This is a genomic window from Streptomyces sp. 4N124 (assembly GCF_052245395.1).
GTDB lineage: Bacteria > Actinomycetota > Actinomycetes > Streptomycetales > Streptomycetaceae > Streptomyces.
Genome location: NZ_JBQQBS010000011.1, coordinates 153,661 through 176,387 on the forward strand (window position 1 = coordinate 153,661; position 22,727 = coordinate 176,387).

Consider the following 22,727-nt stretch of genomic DNA (forward strand, 5'->3'; position numbering starts at 1 on the left):
GCGTCACGACGGGGGCGTGACGACAGACATACTGATCGTCTCCCGCCCGAACGGACCGTAGGGAACAAGTGGAACGTCTGGACCTCATGCCCTCGCCCGCCGCCGGCGACCCGTCGGCACGCGCTGACGCGTATGCGGCGGCCCCGCTGCTGAACTGCCTGCTGCGGGAGGTGGCACAACGGGTACCCGGCGAGCGGCGGGTGTACCGGCTGCCCGGTCTGGACCGCCTGCTGCGGGTGCGCGGGGAACGCCGGCCCACAGAGCCCGAGCTGTACGTCGACGGCACCTGGCAGCGACTCGGCCACACCGAGCTGGTGAAGGTCGTCGCCGAGGAGCTGACCCGGCACACGGGCCTGTCCAACCACGAACTCCCCGCCGAGATGACCGACAGCCGTGACGCCGTGGCCGCCCTGCTCACCGCGCGCGCCCGCACGACCGCGCCCGACGACCCGTATCTGCGCTCCGAGCAGTCCCTGATCACCGGCCACCCCTATCACCCCGCCCCCAAGGCGCGCGGCGGCGGCCCCGCCACCGGCTGGCTGCCGTACGCCCCCGAAGCGCACGCCACCTTCCCGCTGGTGCTGCTCGGCGTACGCGAGGACTCGGTCGTCGAGGAGGGCGACACCGCCGCCCTCGACACCCTGGGCGAGGCGCCGCCCGGCTACCGCCTTCTGCCCGCCCACCCCTGGCAGCTCGACCTCGTCGGCCACGACCTCGCCCCGGCCTTCGCGGACGGCCGGCTGATCCGGCTGGGCACGACCACGTTCCCGGCCCGGCCCACGGCCGCGATCCGCACGGTCTACGCCCCCGACCGCGACCTCTTCCTGAAGTTCAGCCTCGATGTGCGCATCACCAATGACGTACGCCGGCTGTGGCGCCACGACCTGCTGAAACTGCGCCGCACCGACACGGCCGTGACGCAGGCCTTCGCGACGATCGACGGCCCGGCGGCCTGGCAGAGCGACCGCGGCTACCGCACCGCCGGCTTCGCCTTCGAGGAACTCGCCGTCCTGGTCCGGGATGGACTGCGTGCGCACTTCGTGCCCGGCGCGACCCCGCTGCTCGCCGCCGGGCTCGTCGAGGGCTTCGCGGGCAGCCCGCTCGACGGCACCGACGATCCGGCGGGCTGGTGGGAGGCCTATCTGCGCCAGGTGGTCCCACCGGTGCTGGCCGCCTTCGCCGACCATGGCGTCGTACTCGAAGCACACCTGCAGAACACACTGGTCGCCGTCGACGCCGACGGCACGCCCGTGCAGGCGCTGTTCCGGGACGCCGAGGGGGTGAAGCTGCTGGCGGACGTATCGCGGGACGCCGGGTGGGAGCGGCTGGTGTACTGCCTGGTCGTCAACCACCTCTGGGAGATCGCCGCGGCCCTCGCCGAGCGCCACCCCGGCCTCGACCCCTGGCCCGCCGTACGCGCCGAACTGTCCCGGCACGACCTCCCCGAGATCGCCGCCCTGCTCACCGCCCCGACCCTCCCCGGCAAGACGAACCTCCTGCTGCGCTGGACGGGCGCGGACGGGGCCGACGCCCGCTATCTGCCCCTGCCCAACCCGCTGGCCCTTCCGTGACGTGACTTACCCTGGCCGGTGTGCTGCGCGATGTGACTGCTGTTCGATACGTGACCCCGCTGAGGTCCGGCGGCTCCGTCCCCGGAGTCGTCGAGGCCGACGACCTGGGGACGTACGTCGTGAAGTTCACCGGCTCCGCGCAGGGCAAGAAAGCGCTGGTCGCCGAGGTGATCGTGGGTGAGCTGGCGCGGGCGCTGGGGCTGCGGTTCCCCGAGCTGGTGCTGGTGCACTTCGACCCGGAGATCGCCGACGGGGAGCCGCATCAGGAGGTGCGGGAGCTGCACAGCGCCAGCGCCGGGATCAACCTCGGCATGGACTTCCTGCCGGGGGCGAAGGACTTCACGCCCGAGGTGGCCGAGACGTTCCGCGTGGATCCGCTGGAGGCGGGCCGGATCGTGTGGCTCGATGCGCTGACCGTCAATGTCGACCGTACGGTCCACAGCTCCAACCTGATGATCTGGCCCACCTTCGGCACCGCGCCCGCACGCCTGTGGCTGATCGACCACGGCGCCGCCCTCGTCTTCCACCACCGCTGGGACGCGACGGAACCGGCGAAGGCGTACGACTTCCGGCACCACGCACTCGGGCACTACGCGCCGGACGTGCGCGCGGCCGACGCCGAGCTGGCGCCGAAGGTGACGCGGGAGCTGCTGCGGGCGATCGCGGCCGAGGTCCCGGACGCCTGGCTGGCCGGAGAGGAGGGGTTCGCGACGCCCGACGACATCCGGACGGCATACGTGGACTACCTCCACGCGCGCGTGCAGGCCTCAAGGGCCTGGCTCCCCACGGACTTCCCCACCCGGGAGGAAGTCGCCGCCGAGCAGGCCCTGCGCGCGGCGAAGACACAGCGAGGCCGTCCGAAGTGGCTCAAGCAGGTCCCGGACCTGCACGGCAAACCGGCGGTGGAACAGGATGGGGCGGTACACCTCCGATGACCCAGCGCGTTCAGATCGAGTACTGCACCCAGTGCCGGTGGCTGCCCCGCGCGGCCTGGCTGGCGCAGGAACTGCTGACGACCTTCGAGACCGAGCTGACCGAGCTGTCGCTCAAGCCCGGCACCGGTGGCGTCTTCGTCGTCCGCGTGAACGACGAGGTGGTCTGGGACCGCCGCGAGCAGGGCTTTCCCGAGCCGACGGCGGTCAAGCAGGCCGTACGCGACCGAGTGGCCCCGGGGAAGCCCCTGGGCCACTCGGACAAGCCTGCTTCCTGAGGGTCAGCCCTTGAGCTGCTCGTACGCGGGCAGCGTCAGGAAGTCCGCGTAGTCCTCGTCGAGGGCGACGGTCAGCAGCAGGTCGTGGGCCTGCTGCCAGTGCCCGGCCGCGAAGGCTTCCTCACCGATCTCGGCGCGGATGTTCGCCAGTTCCTCGGCGGCGACCTTGCGGGCCAGCTCCGGGGTGGCCTTCTCGCCGTTCTCGAACTCGACGCCGGCGTTGATCCACTGCCAGATCTGCGAGCGGGAGATCTCGGCGGTGGCCGCGTCCTCCATCAGATTGAAGATGGCGACCGCGCCGAGGCCGCGCAGCCAGGCCTCGATGTAACGGATGCCGACCTGGACGGCGTTGACCAGACCGTCGTACGTCGGCTTCGCCTTGAGCGAGTCGATGGCGAGCAGGTCGGCCGCCTTGACGTCGACGTCCTCGCGCAGCCGGTCCTTCTGGTTCGGCTTGTCGCCGAGGACGGCGTCGAAGGAGGCCATGGCGATCGGGACGAGGTCGGGGTGGGCGACCCACGAGCCGTCGAAACCGTCGTTCGCCTCGCGGTCCTTGTCCGCCTTCACCTTCTCGAAGGCGACCTTGTTGACCTCCTCGTCGCGGCGGGACGGGATGAACGCCGCCATGCCGCCGATCGCGTGCGCGCCGCGCTTGTGGCAGGTGCGGACGAGGAGTTCGGTGTACGCCCGCATGAACGGGGCGGTCATGGTGACCGCGTTGCGGTCGGGGAGCACGAACTTGGCGCCGCCGTCACGGAAGTTCTTCACGATGGAGAACAGGTAGTCCCAGCGGCCCGCGTTCAACCCCGAGGCGTGGTCGCGCAGTTCATGGAGGATCTCCTCCATCTCGTACGCGGCCGTGATCGTCTCGATCAGGACGGTCGCGCGGATGGTGCCCTGGGGGATGCCGACGTAGTCCTGCGCGAAGACGAAGACGTCGTTCCAGAGGCGGGCCTCCAGGTGCGACTCCGTCTTGGGGAGGTAGAAGTACGGGCCCTTGCCGAGGTCGAGCAGACGCTGGGCGTTGTGGAAGAAGTAGAGGCCGAAGTCGACCAAGGCGCCCGGGACTTGCTCGCCGTCGAGCTGGAGGTGGCGCTCGTCGAGGTGCCAGCCACGGGGGCGCATGACGACGGTCGCGAGCTCGTCATCGGCCTTCAGGGCGTACGACTTGCCGGAGTTCGGGTCGGTGAAGTCGATGTTCCGGGTGTAGGCGTCGATCAGGTTGAGCTGGCCGAGGACCACGTTCTCCCACGTCGGCGCGGAGGCGTCCTCGAAGTCGGCGAGCCAGACCTTGGCGCCCGAGTTGAGGGCGTTGATGGTCATCTTGCGGTCGGTGGGGCCGGTGATCTCCACGCGGCGGTCGTTGAGGGCCGCGGGGGAGGGGGCCACCTGCCAGGAGTCGTCCGCGCGGATCGCGGCCGTCTCGGGGAGGAAGTCGAGCGTGGAGGTGCGGGCGATCTCGGCGCGGCGCTCCGCGCGGCGGGCGAGGAGCTCGTCACGCCGGGGCGTGAACCTCCGGTGCAGCTCGGCCACGAAGGCGAGGGCCGCTTCGGTGAGGACCTCCTCCTGCCGGGGCAGGGGCTCGGCGTCGACGATGGCCAGCGGGGACGGCGCTGGTGCGGACATGAGCTGTCACTTCCTTCAGCGAGCTGCGTACGTGTGGCACGGGGTGCCAGGGTCCTCGGGTGCGGCTGACAGCGCCCGTGGAACGTCGGGGCGCTTCTGATCAGTGGATACTAGTTTCCTCATGGTGGAAGTTCAATGGTTTGTTGATGTCGAGATTCTCTGAGTCGAGGCATGGTGGCGCTCGGTGCCACCATGCTCACTCAAGGTGGCTCAGGTCGCCTTCCGTGTCGATGTCGTACGCCTCGGCCACATCCCCGCACTCGACGAGCGTGATCGCCTCCTCGTGCGCCTTCAGATAGGCGCGCGCCCCGCGGTCCCCGGTCGCCGTGGCCGCGATGGCGGCCCAGTGCGCGGCGCCGAACAGGACCGGATGCCCGCGTACCCCGTCGTAGGCGGCCGAGACCAGGGACCCCTCGTCCGTGTATGCGGCGAGCACCCGGGCGACCGCCTCCGGGCCGATTCCGGGCTGGTCGACGAGTGAGACGAGCGCGGCCGTCGCGAGGGTCCCGGTGAGCGAGTCGAGTCCGGCGCGCAGCGAGGAGCCCATGCCCTGCTCCCACTCCGGGTTGTCCACGAGCACGCATCCCTCCAGCCGCGCCCGTTCCCGTACGACCGCTGCCTGCGCCCCGAGCACCACATGGACGCGGGTGCACCCGGCCGCCCGCAGGACGCCGACCGCGTGTTCGACGAGTGGCCGGCCCCGGTGTTCGAGCAGTGCCTTGGGGCGTCCGCCGAGCCGTCGTCCGCCTCCCGCGGCGAGCAGCAGTCCGGTCACGGTGTCTTGCTTGTCCGTCATGCGTCCTGCATACCTGAGACAGGGGCGCGTGACGGCTTTCCGGAGACTGAATTTCGGTCCACGCGGTGGCGCATCCCGCACCGGGTGGCGTTTACTGACCCGCGTCCCCCGGCGCCCGACGAACCTTCCGGGGGTCCGGGCGCGATCACGACGTACAGGCGCACAACGGCGTGCGCGGGGGGAGAGCTGTGTTGCGGAGCTTGGGGCAGAGGCGGCCAGTGACCGGCAGCGACGAGGACCCGAGGGTGGCGGAACTGCGGACCGCGGTGTCCCGGCTGCGCCGCGAACTCGCCGCGCACCCCGCGGAGTTCCCCGACCGCGGTATCGCCGAGGACGAACTCGCCGCGCTTGCCGCGATGACGGTCAGCGGCAGCCCCGAAATTCCGCGCCTGCGCCGGTCGTTGCTGCTGATCGCCGGGGCGATCGGATCGGTGAGCGCGCTGTCGCGGGGGCTCACGCAGGTGCGCGACGCGGTGGATCTGTTCGGGGAACAGCGGCGGGGCCAGGGCTAGTTCACCGGCACGTACGGGAAGGGCCCCCGGTAAGCCCCGGTGGTCCGGTGCTCGAACTGGTCGCAGAGCCAGGTCTCCTGGACGAACTCGGTGAGGTCGTCCCAGATAGCGAAGATGCCCCGGGGGCCGTGCTTGCCGTCGACCAGGCGGTAGCGGTCCTTGACGTCGCGGAAGCAGGCCAGGCCGGCCATGAGGCCATGGCCCACCGGGGAGTAGTCGGACCAGGCGCATGAGACGCAGGCCTTCAGCCGGGCCGCACGCGGCAGCTTGCGCTGGATCTCGTGCAGCGCATCCTCGAAGTCGTCCTGGCCGTCCTCGTTGCGGAACTCGTACCCGTCGAGGTGCAGGGTGGTGACCAGGGTCTCCTCGTCCAGCCCGCGTCCCGGACCCGCCGGGCTCCCGAGCTTCAGGGCGCAGCGCAGCACGCCAGGACGTACGCCGCTGCCCCTGACCTCCACGGGTATCGGCACCTCCCACTCCAGGAGGCAGGAGCACAGTGCCCCGTCGAAGAACGAGAAGGCCTGCTCCGGCGGCTCACCGCTCAGCGCGCCGAGATCGTCCATCATGTCGCCCTCGAAGCGGACGCCCCTGATCGTCGTCCGGATCAGTTCCCGGCCGTCGGTCTCGAAGACGATCTGCTCCGACCCGCGCCGGTCGGTGTACCGGCCGGGCCAGCGCTGCGTCACGACGCGTGGTTCTGGCTGGTGGCCAGTGCCTCGGAGAGTTCGCCGGCTACCTGCTGGAGCACCGGCACGATCCGCTCGGTCGCCGTCTCCGTGACCCGCCCCGCCGGGCCCGAGATCGAAAGGGCCGCCGCGGTGGGGGAGCTGGGCACCGAGACCGCGAGGCAGCGGACGCCGATCTCCTGCTCGTTGTCGTCGACCGCGTAGCCGAGCCGTCGTACGTCGTCCAGGGCCGCGAGGAAGCCCTCCGGCGTGGTGATCGTCTTCTCCGTGGCGGCGGGCATGCCGGTGCGGGCGAGCAGGGCGCGGACCTCGTCGTCCGGTGTGTTCGCCAGCAGGGCCTTGCCCACGCCCGTGGAGTGCGGCAGCACGCGCCGGCCGACCTCGGTGAACATGCGCATCGAGTGCTTCGACGGCACCTGCGCCACGTACACGATCTCGTCGCCGTCGAGCAGCGCCATGTTCGCCGTCTCGCCGGTCTCCTCGACCAGGCGGGCGAGATACGGGCGGGCCCAGGTGCCGAGCAGCCGGGAGGCGGACTCGCCGAGCCGGATCAGGCGGGGGCCCAGCGCATAGCGGCGGTTGGCCTGCTGGCGTACGTAACCGCAGGCCACCAGCGTGCGCATGAGGCGGTGGATGGTCGGCAGCGGCAGCCCGCTGCTGGCGGACAGCTCGCTCAGCCCGACCTCGCCGCCCGCGTCCGCCATCCGCTCGAGCAGATCGAAGGCGCGCTCGAGGGACTGGACCCCGCCCGTGGTGGACTTGGCGGAGTCGGTGGTGCTGGCGCTGGACGTCGGCACGGCGCGTTCCTTTCGGGACTGGCGGCCTTTTCGGGACAGGCAGGAAGAGCAGAAGCCTACCCGTCGGTCGGTTGACTCCCCGCTTGTGCGTAGCTACGTTCTGCTTGCCGGAATTCTAATTCCACTTTGTGGAAACGTCCAGAGTAGCGCCATCGGGTGCACTGTGGAGAAGTGTGCCCTTGACGGCGCGAGGGCGGGAGTGAAGACTCATTCAACAGAACGTTGAATTCCGTAACGTGGAAGTAAATCCCGTTTCCCGGAAGTAAACGGCGGCAGAGAGAGGGGTCCGGGTGTCCGACGTCGAACTGGTGTTGCGGTCCACGCGTGTCATCACTCCGGAAGGGACGCGCGCCGCCTCGGTCGCGGTCTCCGCCGGGAAGATCAAGGCCGTCCAGCCGTACGACGCCGAGGTGCCCGCAGGCGCCCGGCTGGAGGACTTCGGCGACGACGTCCTGCTGCCCGGCCTGGTCGACACCCACGTGCACGTCAACGACCCCGGCCGCACCGAGTGGGAGGGCTTCTGGACCGCCACGCGCGCAGCGGCCGCCGGCGGCATCACCACCCTCGTCGACATGCCGCTCAACTCCCTGCCGCCGACCACGACGGTCGAGAACCTCCGTACGAAGCAGAAGGTGGCCGCCGACAAGGCGCACATCGACGTCGGCTTCTGGGGCGGCGCCCTGCCCGACAACGTCGCGGACCTGCGCCCGCTGCACGACACCGGGGTCTTCGGCTTCAAGGCGTTCCTGTCCCCGTCGGGCGTGGACGAGTTCCCGCACCTCGACCAGGAGCAACTCGCCGGCTCCCTGGCCGAGATCGCCTCCTTCGGCGGCCTGCTGATCGTGCACGCCGAGGACCCGCACCACCTCTCCGCGGCCCCGCAGCACGGCGGCCCGAAGTATGCGCACTTCCTCGCCTCGCGCCCGCGTGACGCGGAGGACACGGCGATCGCCCAGCTGATCGCCCAGGCCAAGCGCCTGGACGCGCGCGTGCATGTGCTGCACCTGTCGTCGAGCGACGCGCTGCCGCTGATCGCCGAGGCGAAGGCGGAGGGAGTCCGCGTCACCGTCGAGACCTGCCCCCACTACCTCACCCTCACCGCCGAGGAAGTCCCGGACGGCGCCAGCGAGTTCAAGTGCTGCCCGCCCATCCGGGAGGCCGCCAACCAGGACCTGCTGTGGCAGGCGCTGGCCGACGGCACGATCGACTGCGTGGTCACCGACCACTCGCCGTCCACGGCCGACCTGAAGACCGACGACTTCGCGACGGCGTGGGGCGGCATCTCGGGCCTGCAGCTGAGCCTGGCGGCGGTGTGGACCGAGGCGCGCAGGCGCGGTCACGGCCTGGAGGACGTCGTGCGTTGGATGTCCGAGCGGACGGCTCAGCTCGTCGGCCTCGGTCAGAAGGGCGCCATCGAGGCCGGCCGCGACGCCGACTTCGCGGTCCTCGCACCCGACGCGACGTTCACCGTGGACCCGGCGGCCCTCCAGCACCGCAACCGCGTCACGGCGTACGCGGGCAAGACCCTCTACGGCGTCGTCAGGTCCACCTGGCTGCGCGGCGAACGCATCGTGGCGGACGGCGAGTTCACGGACCCGAAGGGCCAACTCCTCACCCGCACCCCCTGATCGACCCCGCACCCGCAGCGGCCGACTCCCGAAAGGCAGACCTTGTGACGGCGATCCCGAGTTTCACCGGCGACGCGAAACCGTACGGAGGCGGTGACCCGTACGCGGACTACCGCACCGCCGACTTCCCCTTCACCCAGTACGCCAACCTCGCCGACCGGCAGCTCGGCGCCGGTGTCATCGCCGCCAACGACGAGTTCTTCGCCCAGCGCGAGAACCTGCTGGTGCCCGAGCGCGCCGAGTTCGACCCGGAGCACTTCGGGCACAAGGGCAAGATCATGGACGGCTGGGAGACACGGCGGCGTCGTGGCGCCTCGGCCGACCACCCCTGGCCGACGGCCGAGGACCACGACTGGGCGCTGGTCCGCCTCGGCGCGCCCGGCGTGATCCGCGGGATCGTCGTCGACACGGCCCACTTCCGCGGCAACTACCCGCAGGCCGTGTCGATCTCGGGCACGTCGGTGGCGGGCTCCCCGTCACCCGAGGAGCTGCTGGGCGACGACGTGAAGTGGACGACGCTGGTCCCGCGCACCGCGGTGGGCGGTCACGCGGCGAACGGCTTCGAGGTCTCCGTCGAACAGCGCTTCACCCACCTCCGCGTCAACCAGCACCCCGACGGCGGCATCGCCCGCCTGCGCGTGTACGGCGAGGTCGTCCCGGACCCGGCATGGCTCGCGGTCCTGGGCACCTTCGACGTGGTCGCCCTGGAGAACGGCGGCCAGGCCGAGGACGCCTCCAACCTCTTCTACTCACCGGCCACCAACACCATCCAGCCGGGCCGCTCCCGCAAGATGGACGACGGCTGGGAGACCCGCCGCCGTCGCGACCAGGGCAACGACTGGATCAGCTACCGGCTGGTGGCCCAGTCCCAGATCCGCGCGATCGAGATCGACACCGCGTACCTGAAGGGCAACAGCGCGGGTTGGGCGTCAGTGTCGGTGAAGGACGGCGAGGAGGGGGAGTGGCAGGAGATCCTGCCCCGCACCCGTCTCCAGCCCGACACCAACCACCGCTTCGTCCTGTCCGCCCCCGCCGTCGGCACGCACGCGCGCGTGGACATCTTCCCGGACGGCGGCATCTCCCGCCTGCGGCTGCACGGCTCGCCGACGGAGCAGGGCGCGGCGGGGCTTGCGGCGCGACACCAGGAACTGGGCGGCTGAACTCCGCTACCGTGAACACCCCTTTCAGGACAGGGGTGTTCACGGGGAGGCGTGATGGCGGTTCTGCTCTACTACCCGTTGGTGAAGCCACCGACGGAGGTCCTGCACCAGGCGCTGCTGTACTGGGACGGGATCGCCTCGGTCGTACCGCGGGAACCCGAGGTCTACGAGGCCGCGGTCTCGGCGGAGCTGAAGGAGCTGCGGGACCGGTCCCTTTACCAGCCGCTCCACTTCGACGACCGCTCGATGGAGTTGCTGTACGCCGCCCCGAGGTACGGGAGCCGTGGCGTCGTCGGCAACCTCACTGTCGAGGTGCTGCGCCAGGAACTGCGTCGCATGGCGGACAGCCCTGACCGGCCCTCGCTGCCGTCTCCGCCGGAGGCCTTCATCTATCTGTCGAAGCTCACTTACCGGCTGGAGCGGGAGCTGCTGCGCCTCGGCCTCGCCGAGCAATGCGAGGACCATTGGTGGAGGCTCGCCGTACCGAAGCAGGTCCAGGAACTGATCATTGGCGTGCTGGCACGCGAACTGGCCCTGGAGGGACCGGTCTCGTACATCCCGTACACCGACCGTCCGGACGCGTACGACTGCTCGCTGCGTGTCCGGACCGAGCAGGGCCTGCGCGCGTACGAGACGGAACTCGGCGGGCTTCTCCCGGTCCCCGCACCCGGCACCCCCACCGCCGACGTCCTCGCCTTCCGCGACCGGTACGCCGACGAGCGGCAGCGCCTGATGCGCGCCCTGCACCGACTGCTCGGCGAGCTGCGGCGCGACTACGAACACCCCGCAGACGTCGTCTCCCAGTTGCGTCGCGAGATCGACCAGTCCGTGGAGGACTACCGCGGGGCCGTGAAGAGCAGCCGTATGGCGTGGGTGGAGCGGTCGGTGATGGTGACCGTCGCCCTGGGAGCGGCTGCCGGGAGCGTGGTGGAACCCGGCCTGACCTGGGTTCTGGGCGCGGTCGGCGGCTATGCGCTGAACGTGGCCACCCGCGAGATCCGCCCGTTGGCGAGAACGCGTGACGACCACGACTTCAGCTACCTGCACCGGGTCAAGGAGACGCTGACATGACGGTCACGCGGCGTGCCCGCCGTCCACGGCGAACTCGGCGCCCGTGACGTAATCGGCGCCCGCCAGGTACGCGACCGTCGACGCCACCTCCTCGGACGTGCCGAAACGCCCCAGCGCCGTCATCGCCGCCTGGCCGGATGCGTACGGGCCGTCCCCCGGGTTCATGTCCGTGTCGATGGGCCCGGGGTGGACGATGTTCGCCGTGATCCCGCGCGTACCCAGCTCCCGCGCGAGCGCCTTCGTCAGCCCGATCAGCGCCGACTTGCTCATGGCGTACAGCGTCCCGCCCGGCCCCGGCACCCGCTGGGTCATGCAGGTACCGATCGTGATGATCCGGCCGCCCGCCGACATCCGCGCGGCGGCTGCCTGGGAGGCCAGGAACACCCCGCGCACGTTCACGGCGAGCAGCCGGTCGACATCGCTGACCGACAAGCTCTCCAGCGGCCCGAGCAGGCCGACGCCCACGTTGTTCACCAGGACGTCCAGCCCGCCCAGCGCCTCCGCCGTACGCATCACCGCCCCGGCCGCCTCCTGCGCGTCCGCGGAGTCCGCGCGAAGGGCCACCGCCCGCCGCCCGAGCGCCTCGACGGCCCGTACGACGTCTTCGGCCGCGTCCTTGCCGTTCACATAGGTGATGGCCACGTCCGCGCCCTCCCGGGCCAGCCGCAGTGCCGTCGCCGCGCCGATGCCGCGGCTGCCGCCGGTCACCAGGGCCACCTTGCCGTTGAGAGTTCCGTAAGTAGTCATGCACCCATCCCAGCGGCGGGGGCTCCGCGCTGCTGGCGGCGAACGGACGTCGAGGTCGCCCGGTCGGACGCATCGCCGGAACTCTTGACTCCACTTCCGGCGTTCTCCCGGCGTGACACTTCAGCAAGAGATCGTCGGTAACGCCACGCAGATGGCGGTCGTCAGCCTGCAGCCCGGTCGGACCGTGTACTGCGAGGCCGGAAAGTTCCTGTTCAAGACGGTGAACGTGACCATGGAGACCCGTCTGACGGGCCCCTCGAACGGTCAGCAGCCCCAAGGCGGCTCGGGCGGCGGCAGGGGCGGCATGCTGCGCCAGGCCATGGGCACCGCCATGCAGGTCGGGCAGCGCGTCCTCGCGGGTGAGTCGATCGCCTTCCAGTACTTCACCTCCTCGGGCGGCGAGGGCACCGTCGGCTTCGCGGGCGTGCTCCCGGGCGAGATGCGCGCCCTCGAACTCGACGGCACGCGCGCGTGGTTCGCGGAGAAGGACGCCTTCGTCGCCGCCGAGTCCACCGTCGACTTCGGGATCGCCTTCCAGGGCGGCAGGACCGGCATGAAGGGCGGCGAGGGCTTCGTCCTGGAGAAGTTCACCGGCCGCGGCACGGTGATCATCGCCGGCGCAGGCAACTTCATCGACCTGAACCCGGCCGACTTCGGCGGCCGCATCGAGGTCGACACCGGCTGCGTCGTCGCCTTCGAGGAGGGCATCCAGTACGGCGTCCAGCGCGTCGGCGGCCTCAATCGTCAGGGCGTGATGAACGCCGTCTTCGGCGGCGAGGGACTGTCCCTGGCCACCCTGGAGGGCAACGGCCGCGTCATCCTCCAGTCCCTGACCATCGAGAGCCTGGCCAATGCCCTGAAGAAGGCCCAGGGCGGCGACAAGCAGGGACCCACGGGCGGGCTCTTCTCGACCCACGCGGGCTGAACCGATGAGTTGCGGGTGCCGGTGGGGTCTGAGCTGATGACAGCAGACCCCACCACAGAGAGAAGGCATCCGCCATGGGCAAGCTCGTCTCCCAGATCTTCGTCAGCCTCGACGGCGTCTACCAGGCACCGGGCGGCCCGCAGGAGGACACCCGGGGCGGCTTCGAGCAGGGCGGCTGGACCGTTCCCTACGCCGACGAGGACTTCGGCGGGTTCGTCACCGAGGTCTTCGGCAGCGTCGACGCGTTTCTCCTCGGCCGCCGTACCTACGACATCTTCGCCGGGTACTGGCCGAAGGTGACCGACCCGGCCGACCCCGTCGCCTCCAAGCTCAACGCCCTGCCGAAGTACGTCCCTTCGTCCACCCTCACCCACCCGGAGTGGTCCGGTACCACCGTGCTCAGCGGCGATCTGGCCAAGGAGGTCACCGCCCTCAAGGAGCGCACCGACGGCGAGATCCAGGTGCACGGCAGCGGCGCACTTCTGCAGTCCCTGTTCGCCCTCGACCTCGTCGACACCGTCCACCTGCTGACCTTCCCGGTCGTGCTGGGCGCCGGCTTCCGTCTCTTCCCGGAGGGCGCGGTGCCGACCGCCTTCCGGCACAGCGGCGGACGGATCACCTCGACGGGCGTCTCCATCCAGTCGTACGACCTCGCGGGCCGCCCGGAGTACGGCACGTACGAGCTGCCCGAGAATGCCTGACCACCTCAGTAGGGAGCGTCCGGGGAAGTCGGCGTAGCGATGTGGGCAACAGACGGCGGAAGCCCACGTGGCGTCCGCGGTGCCGCCGCCGACGGCACCGCGCCCCCGAGTGCAGGCGGGACGCCAGGGCGGCTACCAGGAGAGGGCGTCCGTCGCGTTGTCCTGCCAATTCCAGGAGAACCGGATCATGGCGATATGTAAGAAGTGAGGCGCGCGAAAGCGCCGTTGGCCCCGTTCCTGCCCTGGGTGTCACGCCGGGTCGGCCCAGGCGGACGTGGCCGCGCACGGGGCCGATATGGCTGTGGCGGCAGGCCTGTTCGGGTGGATCAGACGGGCAGTCACGGGGGTCGTGCGGCGGATTCTCGACTGGACCTGACCCAGCGGGCGCGATCCGGCTTCCGAAGTCGCCGGCACCGATCACACCGGCTGGGACAGGACCGGCAGCTCCACCACCAGCCCCAGGACGACGAAACCGTTTGGCCATCCATTCCGTCTCCATGGTCGACGCGGTACCTCGGGACGAGAGATGCCTCGGGGTGCCATCGGGGCATATGTGTGTCTAGGGGAAGGACTGCTGGAACGGTGTTAGTGAGCCACAGGAAGAGGACCGTCGGCTGGATCGCTGGGGGTGCGCTGGTGATGATGGTTGCGGGTGTCACGGGGTGCTCGAACGACACGGGCTCCGCCGCGGACAAGGAGCCGGCCGCAAGCAACTCGACTACAGCCGACTCGGAGAAGGCGAAGAAGGGGAAGCAGCAGGATGGTTCGGCGGCGGCGCAGGCCTCGGCCGTCCGCCAGTCCACAGCCGAGGGGGCGGTTGCTGCGTGGGTCACCGCGGTCATCAAGGGTCAGCCGAAGCAGGCGTGCCTGCTGATGGGCGAACCCGCCGCCGATTCGTCGCCCGCGCGAGCCGGCACCCCGTCGAGGTGCAACAGCAATGCGCCTGAGGTGCGGCAAATGCAGGACAACATCGGGGAGTTCCGTACGTCGTTCATGCCCGAGCCGCCCACGAAAGACCCTAAGGTGGAAGTTGCCACCGTCCCGGTCACCGGCGACAAGGCGACGGTCCCCGCCGACAAGGTCACCGTCGACGGACAGACTCTCGACAAGATCATTCTGTCTCACTCCACCGGGTTGGAGTCAGGGCAGTTGGACGTCAAGGTGGAGTCCACCAAGATCGACGACGCCTGGTACGTGACCAATCTCGATTTCAACGTCGGCTGATGCTGTAACCGGGAACGTTGCCCGGTTGGGTGGGTCAGGCCGCTGTTCGTAGTGGTCTGACACCTCAGCGGATGTTGTCGAGGACGGCGTATATAGGCGCACCGTCCGGGCGGGCCGCGGGATCACATCAACCGGTGCGAGGACATCGATGCCTCGTCGTCCAACTCCATGACGGACGGCTGCTGATCACCCGGGAGAGCACGTGGCGAAGAAGGACCAGACGACGGACGCGGCAAGGGAGAAGGACCGCGAGAGGTGGATGGCGCGTTTCCAGGTACGGCTGGCCATGCAGCCGGGCGTGGACCGGGCAGTCGTGCTCCAGGCGGTCAAGGACGTCACGGCGCATTGCGCGGATACGGGAGAGCACCCGCAGATCGCTTTCGGTGATCCGGACGCCTACGCCGTGCAGGCCGCCGCGCGGCTGGTGCCGGCGGACCGGGCGGCGCACGCGAGGCGGCACAACGCCGTGGTGGACGCGTTTAGTTCGGTGCTCAAGAGGGCCAGGGATGCCCCCGGTCTGTGACCGGTTCAAGCGACTTCTGCCATGCCCCGGCGCACGGGTTCTGACACAGCCACAGCTTCCATCCGCCAGTGCTGCTGGGCAACTTCAGACGACTGGCGTTCCCTCGCGACGGCCTGAGTTCTCTCACCACGAGCGAACCGCTCAGCCGCCTCCATGCGCTCTCGCTCCCGCTTCTGCTGCTCTTTGGGTGTCAGCCCGCCCCGGACTCCGCGAGTTCAACCTGAGTAAGTCACGGCGCTGTCGATGAAGCGGCCGTAGGCGGCGCGTCGTTTCTCGCGTCCGCCCAGGGCGGATGACATCTCCGCAGATCAGCTTGAGCAGCCCGGAAGACAGGTGATCGCACACGTAGGCCAGGTCGTCCAGTACTCGGACTCACCAGGGACTACAGCCCGTATGGGAGTTGTCAGCGGGCACCTGCCGGTGTGACCACGCGTGTGGTCGAGACCACGCCGGGTATCGGGCGCTTGCCCGTGAGCAGGTCTTCGCCGCTGTCCTTGCTCTTGAGATGTTTCTCGTAGAAGGCGACGGCGTATGCGGTCAGCGCATCCTGCTGCGTGGTGGGACTCAGCTCGCGATCGGGGCATGTGCTGTCGTCTTCGCTCAGCTGTGCGGGCGGGGTCCACTGGGTGTTGAAGAAGTTGTGGTTCCCGTCCCGCAGCGAAACCGAATACGCCGGCTCTGTGGTGCGCCCCTCGGCATCGTCCAGATACTCCTGGCCTTGCTCCCCCACGGCACCGTCACAGCCGGAGGTCACGACAGCGACGGGGATGTCCGTGATCAGCGTGTCGCTGTTCTCCCCCTCCGGGTAGTCGAACTTCACCGGCGCCAACGCCAGGACAGCGCCGATGCGGACGCCGTCGGGGAGTTCGCCCCGGTGCTTGTCCGACGCCTCCCACATCACGCCCTTGCCGCCCCGGGAATGCCCAAGGGTCCCGACGCGCTTCATGTCCACGCGCCGGATCAGTTCGGGGAGCCTCTCCGCGAGTTGGCCGCTGCCCGTGGAGAGCTGCTGCCATAGACGCAGGTGCTCGTTGATCAGTCGCGCGCGGTCCCCGTAGTCGAACGACGTCATGTTGATGCCGTCCGCGCTGAGCGAGACGACGATGAAACCGCGCTCGGCGAGCTTCTTCCCCAGATAGTCATATCCCCGGTAGCTCGGGTACGGCGCACCCACGTCGCACGGCCAGGCCACGGCCTCAGGGTCGGTGCACGCATACCAGGAGCCGTGGGACATCACCACCAGGGGCAGCCGCCCCCTCGCATTGCTCGGGTAGTGCACCACGGCCCGCAGCTCGCTGACCGTACCGGAGGCGGGGTCGGTGAAGGCGGTGTCGCCCAGGTCATACGCGGCGCTCACCGTCCGCTGTCCGGCACGCTCACCGGCCGTGGAGAGCGTGTCGGCGACTCCTGCGCCGGACGCGGCGGCCGCTCCACCCGCAGCCGTCAGGCTCGCGCCCAGCAGCACGGCGGAGACCAGCGCCCCGCCGGCAGACCGGTGCACTCCCACGCGCCGCAGCGGTCGTCGCATCATCCTCTTGTTCTCCTGTCCCGGACGTCGCATGCGCCGGCCGTGTCCCGACCGTGCCGTGACGAGTCCCGCTCGTCGTACCCCTAAGACGACGCAGTGGGCACGTCGGTTGGTCAACTGGCCGTGTTTTCCGATCAGTTCGGACTCCAGCAGCCCGTCGGCGCCAAGTTGTATTGATCACGAGCGTTGTTGACACCGGCCTGGCTTGATCACGACGACGGCCTCCGTGTGTGGTGGAGGTGTCGAATCTTCCGGCCGGCCCGTCGCGCACGTCGCTGCGGAGATGGGCATCTCCCGTACCACGGCCCACAAGTGGATCCGGCGCCGGCGGTCCGAGGGTGCCGGCGGACTCTCTTCGACCGCTCCAGCCGCCCCACGCACGGCACCACACCAAACCCCTGCCGCGACCGAAGCCGATGTCTGCCGGCTGCGGCAGGAGCGCAAGCTGGGGCCGGCCCGCCTTCATGGGCCGCCTCACCGGTCAGGTCATCCGCCGCTACGAGCGCCACCGCCCCGGGGATCTCGTCCAGGTGGACGTCAAGAAGCTCGACACCGGCCTGGTGCGTCCGAGACCGCCGCTCGGCTGAAGAGCGCCGCTGCAGGTGGACCCCAGGGGTGCAGTAGCGGATCCTCCTCCGGAGTGACGCGGTCTCGCGCCCCGGCCAGGGAGGCTCTGGGCAGGACCAAAGGAAGAGGAAAGGCCGTATGGAAGCGATCAAGTCGCCCGACTGGAACGTCGTGGGAATCCTGGGGGCCGCTCGGGGTGCGCGGGGGGACGCCGAGGGAGCCATCGGCACCGAGCATCTACTGGCCGGCATCACCACGGCCAAGGGGCCGGCGCGCGAAGCACTCGTGGATGAAGGGGCGACCAAGACCGCGCTGTTGGCGGTGTTGCGGGACAGGATGCAGAGGGACGGCGCGTGGAGCGCCGGCGACGACGCGGAGGGAAGCGTCGCCTCGAAGGACGTCCTGGGGGACGACGGTGACCGACGCACCCACTTCACGGGCGCTGCGGCCAGAGCACTGACCGCCGCCATGGGGCACGCGCAGCGGGAAGACGCGACGAATTTCGGCGCCGAGCATCTGCTGAGGGGACTGCTGGAAGAGGACAACCGCGCTGTGGAGCTGCTGGGCGCATGCGGCATCTCAGCGCACGCCGTACGCACCCGCCTCGACGGTGGCTCCGGGAGTCATGGAGATGACCTCAACCCTCTGCTGCACGCCACTCGCGACGTTCTCCTCGGCCGTCGCCACTATCGTCTGAGGCCCTTCTGGATGCGGTGGCTGACCAGACTCAGTGGAATCAACTGGGCGTCGTTGCCCGCCGGTTGGGTCAGACAGGAGACCTACGAGCAGGCACGTCGTCTCGGCAATGGCGTGGTGGGCACCGAGCATGTACTGCTCGCGATCCTGGCCACCCACGAGGTCGCGCTCCGGTACCCGCACCTGTTGGGGGCGGGCGCCCCTGACCAGGACACCCGGTACGCGGGCGGCGAGCGACTGGCACGCCTGGGCATCGACTACGCCTCGGTACACAGTGCGCTGACCGCCGGTGATCGCGTTCGCCTGACAGCCGACGCCCACCCCGTCGAGCAGTACCTCGGCGAGGCCGCGGGCCTGAACCTGGAGAGCACGGCCGATCCGGGCACAGGGCCCCTGGTCGAGGCCCTCCTGAGAGAGGAGACCCGCGCCCGGCAGCTGGTCGACGGGCTGACCAGCACTTCCGGCAACTGAGGGTCGACACGCGACTCCGCTGACCTGCACGGTCTGTGTCAGTTGGGGACAACGCGAAGCTCGGATCCTCGTCTTGGCCGATCGCGCCCAGCAAGGCGCGGGCGCCACCGTCCGCACCCCCTCCTACGACCACTGCGGCCAACTGTCTCGTACCTGCCCCGCGCCCAGATCCGACGGAGCACCCTGATCACCACGATGACGGTGCTCACGTTCACCTGACTGTCGATCACTTCGGCCCGGCTCACCACCGCGTCGACGCGTGGTACCACCGCTCGCGGCGCGCGGTCGCGCCCGCAGCCGGGCCGTTCACGTCGACGCCAGTGCCTCCGTAGGAGGAAGGCGTGCCGCGCGGACCGAGGGATAGACGCCGGCCGCCATGCCGATCAGTACGGCGCCGAGGCAGCCGCCCGTGATCGAGAGCAGGGGGATCACCGTTGGCCAGCCTTGGTAGGACGCGTATCCGATGTTGGCGAGGACGCCGAACAGGGTCCCGGCGATGGCGCCGAGCAGCGACAGTCCTATGGACTCGGTGAGGAACTGGATGCGTATATGACCGCGGGTCGCGCCCAGCGCCCGGCGGAGCCCGATGTCCCTTCGGCGCTCCAGGACCGAGATGACCATGGTGTTGGCCACGCCGATTCCGCCGACCAGCAGGGCGACTCCAGCCAGACCGAGGAAGAGGGAGGAGAAGGTGTTCTGCGTGGCGCGCTTGGCCGCCAGGGCGTCGGAGGGGCGGCTGACCTGGACCTGTCCGGGCTGTTCCGGGAACACGGTGGCGGGGAGTACGTTTCGTACGTCTTCCAGGTGGGCCTCTCGTGCCTTGACGTAGATCACGGTGGGGTTCCCCCCGAAGCGCAGGGTCTTCTTGGCGGCCGGCCATCCCGTCAGGACGGTGTTGTCCAGGTCGTCGGCCAGCGGTATGGAGTGCAGGATGCCGATGACGGTGAACCACGACTTGTTGATCTGTATCTGTGGTGCCGGGTCGTTTTCGGCGATTTCCCCGATGCCGAGCCGGCTGGCGGCCTGGTAGCCCAGTACGGCCGTGGGGAACTGTTCGTCGGCGGCGCTGAAGAATCTTCCCGAGAAGACCTTTGCGCCCACCACGTTCAGCAGGTCGCGTCGGGCCGCGAGCACGCTGAGTCCGGTACCGGAGAAGTCGTCATCACCGATGAGGTCGGAACGCTGGACCACGGCATGGGTGTTGGCCACCGCGCTTGCCTCGGTGACCGGTTCGATGCGGCGCACCATGTCGACCGACTCCTCGGGCAGTTTGACCGGCACGGCCTGTCCCGAAAACGGCTGCACCCGCAGCATGTTGGAGCCCAGCGCCGAGATCTCGTCCATCAGCGCCCGCTGGCTGGAGGCCGGGATCCCGGTCACCACCACCATCGTGGCGACGCCGATCGAGATGCCCAGTGCCGACAGCGCGGCGCGCAGCTTGCGGGTGCGCAGGCCGAGGAGCCCGAGGCCCAACAGGTCGAGAAGGGCGAGACGTACCGGCTTGATCTTTTCTTCGGCACGCCGTGGAGAGCGCCGCAGCTTGGCGCTGGACGGCTTGGCGGGGGCGGTCATGACAGGCTTTCGGTCAGTGCGGTGTCCGCGACCAGGCGACCGTCACGCAGGTGAACCCTGCGTGGCAACTGGTCGGCGATGTCACGGTCGTGAGTGATGAGCGCGATCGTGGTGCCCGCCGCGTTGAGTTCGGTCAGCAGGGCGAGCGCCGCGGCGCCGTTGGCGGTGTCGAGTGCGCCGGTCGGCTCGTCGGCGAGGACCAGAGCCGGCTCATGGACGACCGCGCGGGCTATGGCGACCCGTTGGCGCTCCCCTCCGGAGAGCTGCCCCGGCAGGTGGCCGGCCCGGTGGGCGAGTCCGACCCGGGCCAGGGCCTCTTCGGCCAGTTTCCTCCGGTGTTTCCTGGGCACACCGGCGTACAGCAGGCCGGTCGCCACGTTCTCCGCCGCGGTGAGTCCGTCCGTCAGGTGGAAGTGCTGGAAGACGAAACCCAGGCGCCGCCCGCGCAGGGCGGACAGTTGGCGGTCGGACAACTCCGCCACGTCCTGCCCCTCGATGACCACGCTGCCGCTGGTGGGCGGGGCCAGCGTGCCCATGATGTGGAGCAGCGTGGACTTGCCGGAGCCGGAAGGGCCGAGGATGGCCAGCAGTTCGCCCTGCGCGACGGACAGGGAGACACCGTCGAGGGCTCTCACCTCGGGGGGATAGGTCACGCTCGCCTCGTGCACGCTGATCACCTGGGTCATGCGGTGGTTTCCACCTTCATGCCCTCGCTGATGCCCTGGCCGCTGATCTCGACCAGTCCCTTGGCGAACATGCCCGTGTCGACCGGGACGAGCCGGCCGCCGGAGAGCCGGACCGCGTACCCTCCCTCGCGCAGGGCGAGCAGGGCGCCGACCGGGACGGCGAGTACGTCCTTCTTGGACTCCCCCTGGAACTGGGCCTGTACGGGAGCGGAGTCGATGCCCTTGACGGCCTGTGGGTCGTCCAGCGACACCGTGACGTTGGTCTTGGTCTGCCCGGTGCTGCCCGACTCGTCCTGCTCTCCCTGCACGATGGTGCTGATCGCGGTGACCCGGCCCGCAGCGGTGGACTGGTCGGGCAGCACCACGGTGACCCGCCCGCCCGACTTGATGGACCCGATCTCCAGCGACTCCACCGGCACGGTCACCGACTTGGTGGTGGCGGTCACCGTCATCAGGTCTCCCGACGCCTCGTCCCCGGGCTGGGCGAGAACGTCCGAGACCCGCACCGCCGACTTCGTCACGACCACGTCGGAGAAGTCGAGGATGCCGGTCGGATCGATGCCCACGGCCTTCTGCCAGCGCCCGACCGCGGACATCAGGGACCGGGTGAGCACACCGTCGCCCTGTCTGACCGTGGACTGCGAAGGACTCGGGCTCGCCGCCTGCTCCTGTGACGCATCGGTTCCCTGGCCCGCTCCGCCGTCCGGTGCAGAGGACGAGGACGGGTCGGCCGCAGGCGTGGTCTCCTCCTGGCCAGGGCCCGTTGTCGCGGGCGGGGGGTCGTCCGCGGGGGCCTGCTGCCGGACGACCGTGCCCGGCGCGGGCTGTGCACCGATGTCGTAGCCGAGAGCCCTGAGGTTGTCGGCGACGACCCGTATGTCACGGCCGACGGTGCCGGGGGTGTCGAGCCTGCGGTACAGCGGTGTGCTGCCGTAGAAGACCACGGTGGAACGCTCGTCGACGCGGTACAGCTGCTGGCCGCGTTTGACCGTCGCCCCCCGGCTCGCAAGCCACGTCACCCGTCCTTCGCCGGCACCGCGGATCGTGCGCGCGGAGTCGTAGTCGAGCGTCCCCTCCATCTCCTTGGTGCCCGACAGATCCGTTCTGACCACGGCGATCTGTTTGATCTTCGGGCCGGACTCGGGTTCGGAGCCGTTCCCGCCCCGGCCGGCCCACAGCAGCCCGGCACCCGTTCCTCCTGCGAGCAGCACGGCGACGATGGCGAGATACAGGCCCTTCCTCTTCCGGCGGCCCGCCATCGGCCTGCGGGGGTCTGCCTCTTCCTGGACCGTCACCCGCAGGGCCAAGGTGTCCCCGGCGTCGCGCTCACTCACCACTGAACGCCTCAATCATGCATTCCTGGTCGATCTGGTCGGCATTCCCGGGCGGAGTGACACCCGGCTTGTAGTTCCATCCACCCCCGTCAGGAAGGGGGTTCACCTTGAGCCCTCTGCGATTGTCGCAGGCGATCCATTTGTTGTAATCATCCATGTAGTCGGGGTTTTTCTTCGGGTCCAGCTCCGGGGGCGGCAGCGGCCTCTTTCCGAGACATGCCTTTTCCACTTCCGGACGCTCTTTGGCCACATCCATACCGGGGAACCACAGTGATCCGGGATCGGCTTCCGGCATTTTATTCCCCGGCGACGGCATGGGCACTCCGTGATCCTTGAGGCAGCGCAGATAGCCCTGGTACATGCGCAGCTCCTCGATGTCCGTAGTGTCCAGCCGAATCTGGGGGCGACCGGACTCGGAATCGTCGGCCGCCGGACTCTTCGTAGCCCGGCCTTTTCCGCCTCCACCGGAGTCCGTGACGGAGACGACTCCGTCGTCCTTGCTCTCGGCGTCTGTCCCGGAGGAGCAGCCGGTGACCAGCGTCACCGCCAGCACGGCGCACGAGAGGAAGAGGTTCTGCTTGTTCGACATGTCTGGGAGCGTGACAAGGCTTTGTCAGAAAGGTGTCAACGCTTCCCCCCGCCGGACAACAGCACGTGTTTGTCAGGAAGTTGTCATGGAATGGAACCGGATAAGCC

General features: G+C 69.6%; 22 protein-coding genes and 1 pseudogene. 13 read left to right on the forward strand and 10 right to left on the reverse strand.

Going from position 1 to position 22,727, the window contains the following annotated elements; genetic code table 11:
• The first annotated feature begins 86 nt into the window (after window positions 1-86).
• The 3 genes from ACTWQO_RS14365 to ACTWQO_RS14375 are packed head-to-tail and all read left to right on the forward strand — an operon-like array spanning window position 87 to window position 2,781.
• Entirely contained in the window at window positions 87-1,571 is a 1,485-nt protein-coding gene (locus ACTWQO_RS14365; protein WP_443237744.1) for an IucA/IucC family protein, read from the forward strand.
• 20 nt (window positions 1,572-1,591) lie between these two features.
• Entirely contained in the window at window positions 1,592-2,506 is a 915-nt protein-coding gene (locus tag ACTWQO_RS14370; protein ID WP_443237676.1) for a HipA family kinase, read from the forward strand.
• On the forward strand, window positions 2,503-2,781 hold the full coding sequence (locus ACTWQO_RS14375; RefSeq protein WP_301985462.1) for a SelT/SelW/SelH family protein: 279 nt from the start codon (window positions 2,503-2,505) through the stop codon (window positions 2,779-2,781). The genes ACTWQO_RS14370 and ACTWQO_RS14375 overlap by 4 nt, the downstream gene beginning before the upstream one ends.
• A 3-nt stretch (window positions 2,782-2,784) precedes the next feature.
• On the opposite strand, the gene aceB is transcribed toward ACTWQO_RS14375, so the two are convergent.
• Window positions 2,785-4,407 (reverse strand): malate synthase A, encoded by a 1,623-nt coding sequence (gene aceB / locus ACTWQO_RS14380; protein WP_443237677.1) that lies wholly within the window; start codon window positions 4,405-4,407, stop codon window positions 2,785-2,787.
• A gap of 196 nt (window positions 4,408-4,603) precedes the next feature.
• Window positions 4,604-5,203 carry a nucleotidyltransferase family protein gene (locus ACTWQO_RS14385; RefSeq protein ID WP_443237678.1) on the reverse strand — a complete coding sequence of 200 codons (600 nt, stop codon included), beginning with the start codon at window positions 5,201-5,203 and terminating at the stop codon, window positions 4,604-4,606.
• A gap of 218 nt (window positions 5,204-5,421) precedes the next feature.
• Between ACTWQO_RS14385 and ACTWQO_RS14390 the strand changes: the two genes are divergently transcribed.
• Window positions 5,422-5,715 carry a DUF5955 family protein gene (locus ACTWQO_RS14390; protein WP_362933297.1) on the forward strand — a complete coding sequence of 98 codons (294 nt, stop codon included), beginning with the start codon at window positions 5,422-5,424 and terminating at the stop codon, window positions 5,713-5,715.
• On the opposite strand, the gene ACTWQO_RS14395 is transcribed toward ACTWQO_RS14390, so the two are convergent.
• Window positions 5,712-6,401, reverse strand: a complete 690-nt coding sequence (locus tag ACTWQO_RS14395; RefSeq protein WP_443237679.1) for a DUF6304 family protein — start codon at window positions 6,399-6,401, stop codon at window positions 5,712-5,714. The genes ACTWQO_RS14390 and ACTWQO_RS14395 overlap by 4 nt on opposite strands.
• Window positions 6,398-7,198, reverse strand: coding sequence for an IclR family transcriptional regulator (locus ACTWQO_RS14400; RefSeq protein ID WP_443237680.1), 801 nt, complete (start codon window positions 7,196-7,198; stop codon window positions 6,398-6,400). The genes ACTWQO_RS14395 and ACTWQO_RS14400 overlap by 4 nt, the downstream gene beginning before the upstream one ends.
• Window positions 7,199-7,488: 290 nt before the next feature.
• On the opposite strand from ACTWQO_RS14400, the gene allB reads away from it, so the two are divergent.
• The 3 genes from allB to ACTWQO_RS14415 are packed head-to-tail and all read left to right on the forward strand — an operon-like array spanning window position 7,489 to window position 11,057.
• On the forward strand, window positions 7,489-8,826 hold the full coding sequence (allB, locus tag ACTWQO_RS14405; RefSeq protein ID WP_443237681.1) for an allantoinase AllB: 1,338 nt from the start codon (window positions 7,489-7,491) through the stop codon (window positions 8,824-8,826).
• 44 nt (window positions 8,827-8,870) lie between these two features.
• Window positions 8,871-9,986, forward strand: coding sequence for an allantoicase (alc, locus tag ACTWQO_RS14410; RefSeq protein ID WP_443237682.1), 1,116 nt, complete (start codon window positions 8,871-8,873; stop codon window positions 9,984-9,986).
• Between the two features lie 54 nt (window positions 9,987-10,040).
• Window positions 10,041-11,057: a hypothetical protein gene (locus ACTWQO_RS14415; RefSeq protein WP_443237683.1), complete on the forward strand. Its 1,017-nt coding sequence runs from the start codon at window positions 10,041-10,043 to the stop codon at window positions 11,055-11,057.
• 3 nt (window positions 11,058-11,060) lie between these two features.
• Here the strand turns inward: ACTWQO_RS14415 and ACTWQO_RS14420 are convergent, their stop codons facing one another.
• Complete coding sequence (locus tag ACTWQO_RS14420) at window positions 11,061-11,804, reverse strand: SDR family oxidoreductase (protein WP_443237684.1); 744 nt, start codon at window positions 11,802-11,804, stop codon at window positions 11,061-11,063.
• A gap of 112 nt (window positions 11,805-11,916) precedes the next feature.
• On the opposite strand from ACTWQO_RS14420, the gene ACTWQO_RS14425 reads away from it, so the two are divergent.
• The 4 genes from ACTWQO_RS14425 to ACTWQO_RS14440 all read left to right on the forward strand — a co-directional run bounded on the left by ACTWQO_RS14425 (window position 11,917) and on the right by ACTWQO_RS14440 (window position 15,177).
• Complete coding sequence (locus tag ACTWQO_RS14425; RefSeq protein WP_443237685.1) at window positions 11,917-12,729, forward strand: AIM24 family protein; 813 nt, start codon at window positions 11,917-11,919, stop codon at window positions 12,727-12,729.
• A 74-nt stretch (window positions 12,730-12,803) separates the two neighbouring features.
• Window positions 12,804-13,430, forward strand: a complete 627-nt coding sequence (locus ACTWQO_RS14430) for a dihydrofolate reductase family protein (protein WP_443237686.1) — start codon at window positions 12,804-12,806, stop codon at window positions 13,428-13,430.
• Window positions 13,431-14,066: 636 nt separating this feature from the next.
• On the forward strand, window positions 14,067-14,654 hold the full coding sequence (locus ACTWQO_RS14435; protein WP_443237687.1) for a hypothetical protein: 588 nt from the start codon (window positions 14,067-14,069) through the stop codon (window positions 14,652-14,654).
• Between the two features lie 202 nt (window positions 14,655-14,856).
• Entirely contained in the window at window positions 14,857-15,177 is a 321-nt protein-coding gene (locus ACTWQO_RS14440; RefSeq protein WP_443237688.1) for a hypothetical protein, read from the forward strand.
• A 403-nt stretch (window positions 15,178-15,580) separates the two neighbouring features.
• On the opposite strand, the gene ACTWQO_RS14445 is transcribed toward ACTWQO_RS14440, so the two are convergent.
• Entirely contained in the window at window positions 15,581-16,708 is a 1,128-nt protein-coding gene (locus ACTWQO_RS14445) for an alpha/beta hydrolase family protein (RefSeq protein ID WP_443237689.1), read from the reverse strand.
• A gap of 202 nt (window positions 16,709-16,910) precedes the next feature.
• Here ACTWQO_RS14445 and ACTWQO_RS14450 point away from each other — a divergent pair.
• Window positions 16,911-17,253 (forward strand): annotated as a pseudogene (locus tag ACTWQO_RS14450) (helix-turn-helix domain-containing protein); the annotation flags it as partial.
• 157 nt (window positions 17,254-17,410) lie between these two features.
• A complete protein-coding gene (locus ACTWQO_RS14455; RefSeq protein ID WP_443237690.1) occupies window positions 17,411-18,439 on the forward strand; it encodes a Clp protease N-terminal domain-containing protein in 1,029 nt (342 codons plus the stop codon).
• Window positions 18,440-18,745: 306 nt separating this feature from the next.
• Here the strand turns inward: ACTWQO_RS14455 and ACTWQO_RS14460 are convergent, their stop codons facing one another.
• Genes ACTWQO_RS14460 through ACTWQO_RS14475 form a run of 4 tightly spaced genes read right to left on the reverse strand, consistent with a single transcriptional unit; the run spans window position 18,746 to window position 22,620 of the window.
• The gene (locus ACTWQO_RS14460) at window positions 18,746-20,011 is read right to left on the reverse strand and encodes an ABC transporter permease (protein ID WP_443237691.1); all 1,266 of its coding nucleotides are present in this window, start codon (window positions 20,009-20,011) and stop codon (window positions 18,746-18,748) included.
• A complete protein-coding gene (locus ACTWQO_RS14465) occupies window positions 20,008-20,697 on the reverse strand; it encodes an ABC transporter ATP-binding protein (RefSeq protein ID WP_443237692.1) in 690 nt (229 codons plus the stop codon). The genes ACTWQO_RS14460 and ACTWQO_RS14465 overlap by 4 nt, the downstream gene beginning before the upstream one ends.
• Window positions 20,694-22,031, reverse strand: a complete 1,338-nt coding sequence (locus ACTWQO_RS14470; protein WP_443237693.1) for a peptidoglycan-binding protein — start codon at window positions 22,029-22,031, stop codon at window positions 20,694-20,696. Before ACTWQO_RS14470 ends, ACTWQO_RS14465 begins: the two co-directional genes overlap by 4 nt.
• On the reverse strand, window positions 22,024-22,620 hold the full coding sequence (locus ACTWQO_RS14475; protein ID WP_443237694.1) for a hypothetical protein: 597 nt from the start codon (window positions 22,618-22,620) through the stop codon (window positions 22,024-22,026). The genes ACTWQO_RS14470 and ACTWQO_RS14475 overlap by 8 nt, the downstream gene beginning before the upstream one ends.
• Window positions 22,621-22,727 lie beyond the last annotated feature (107 nt).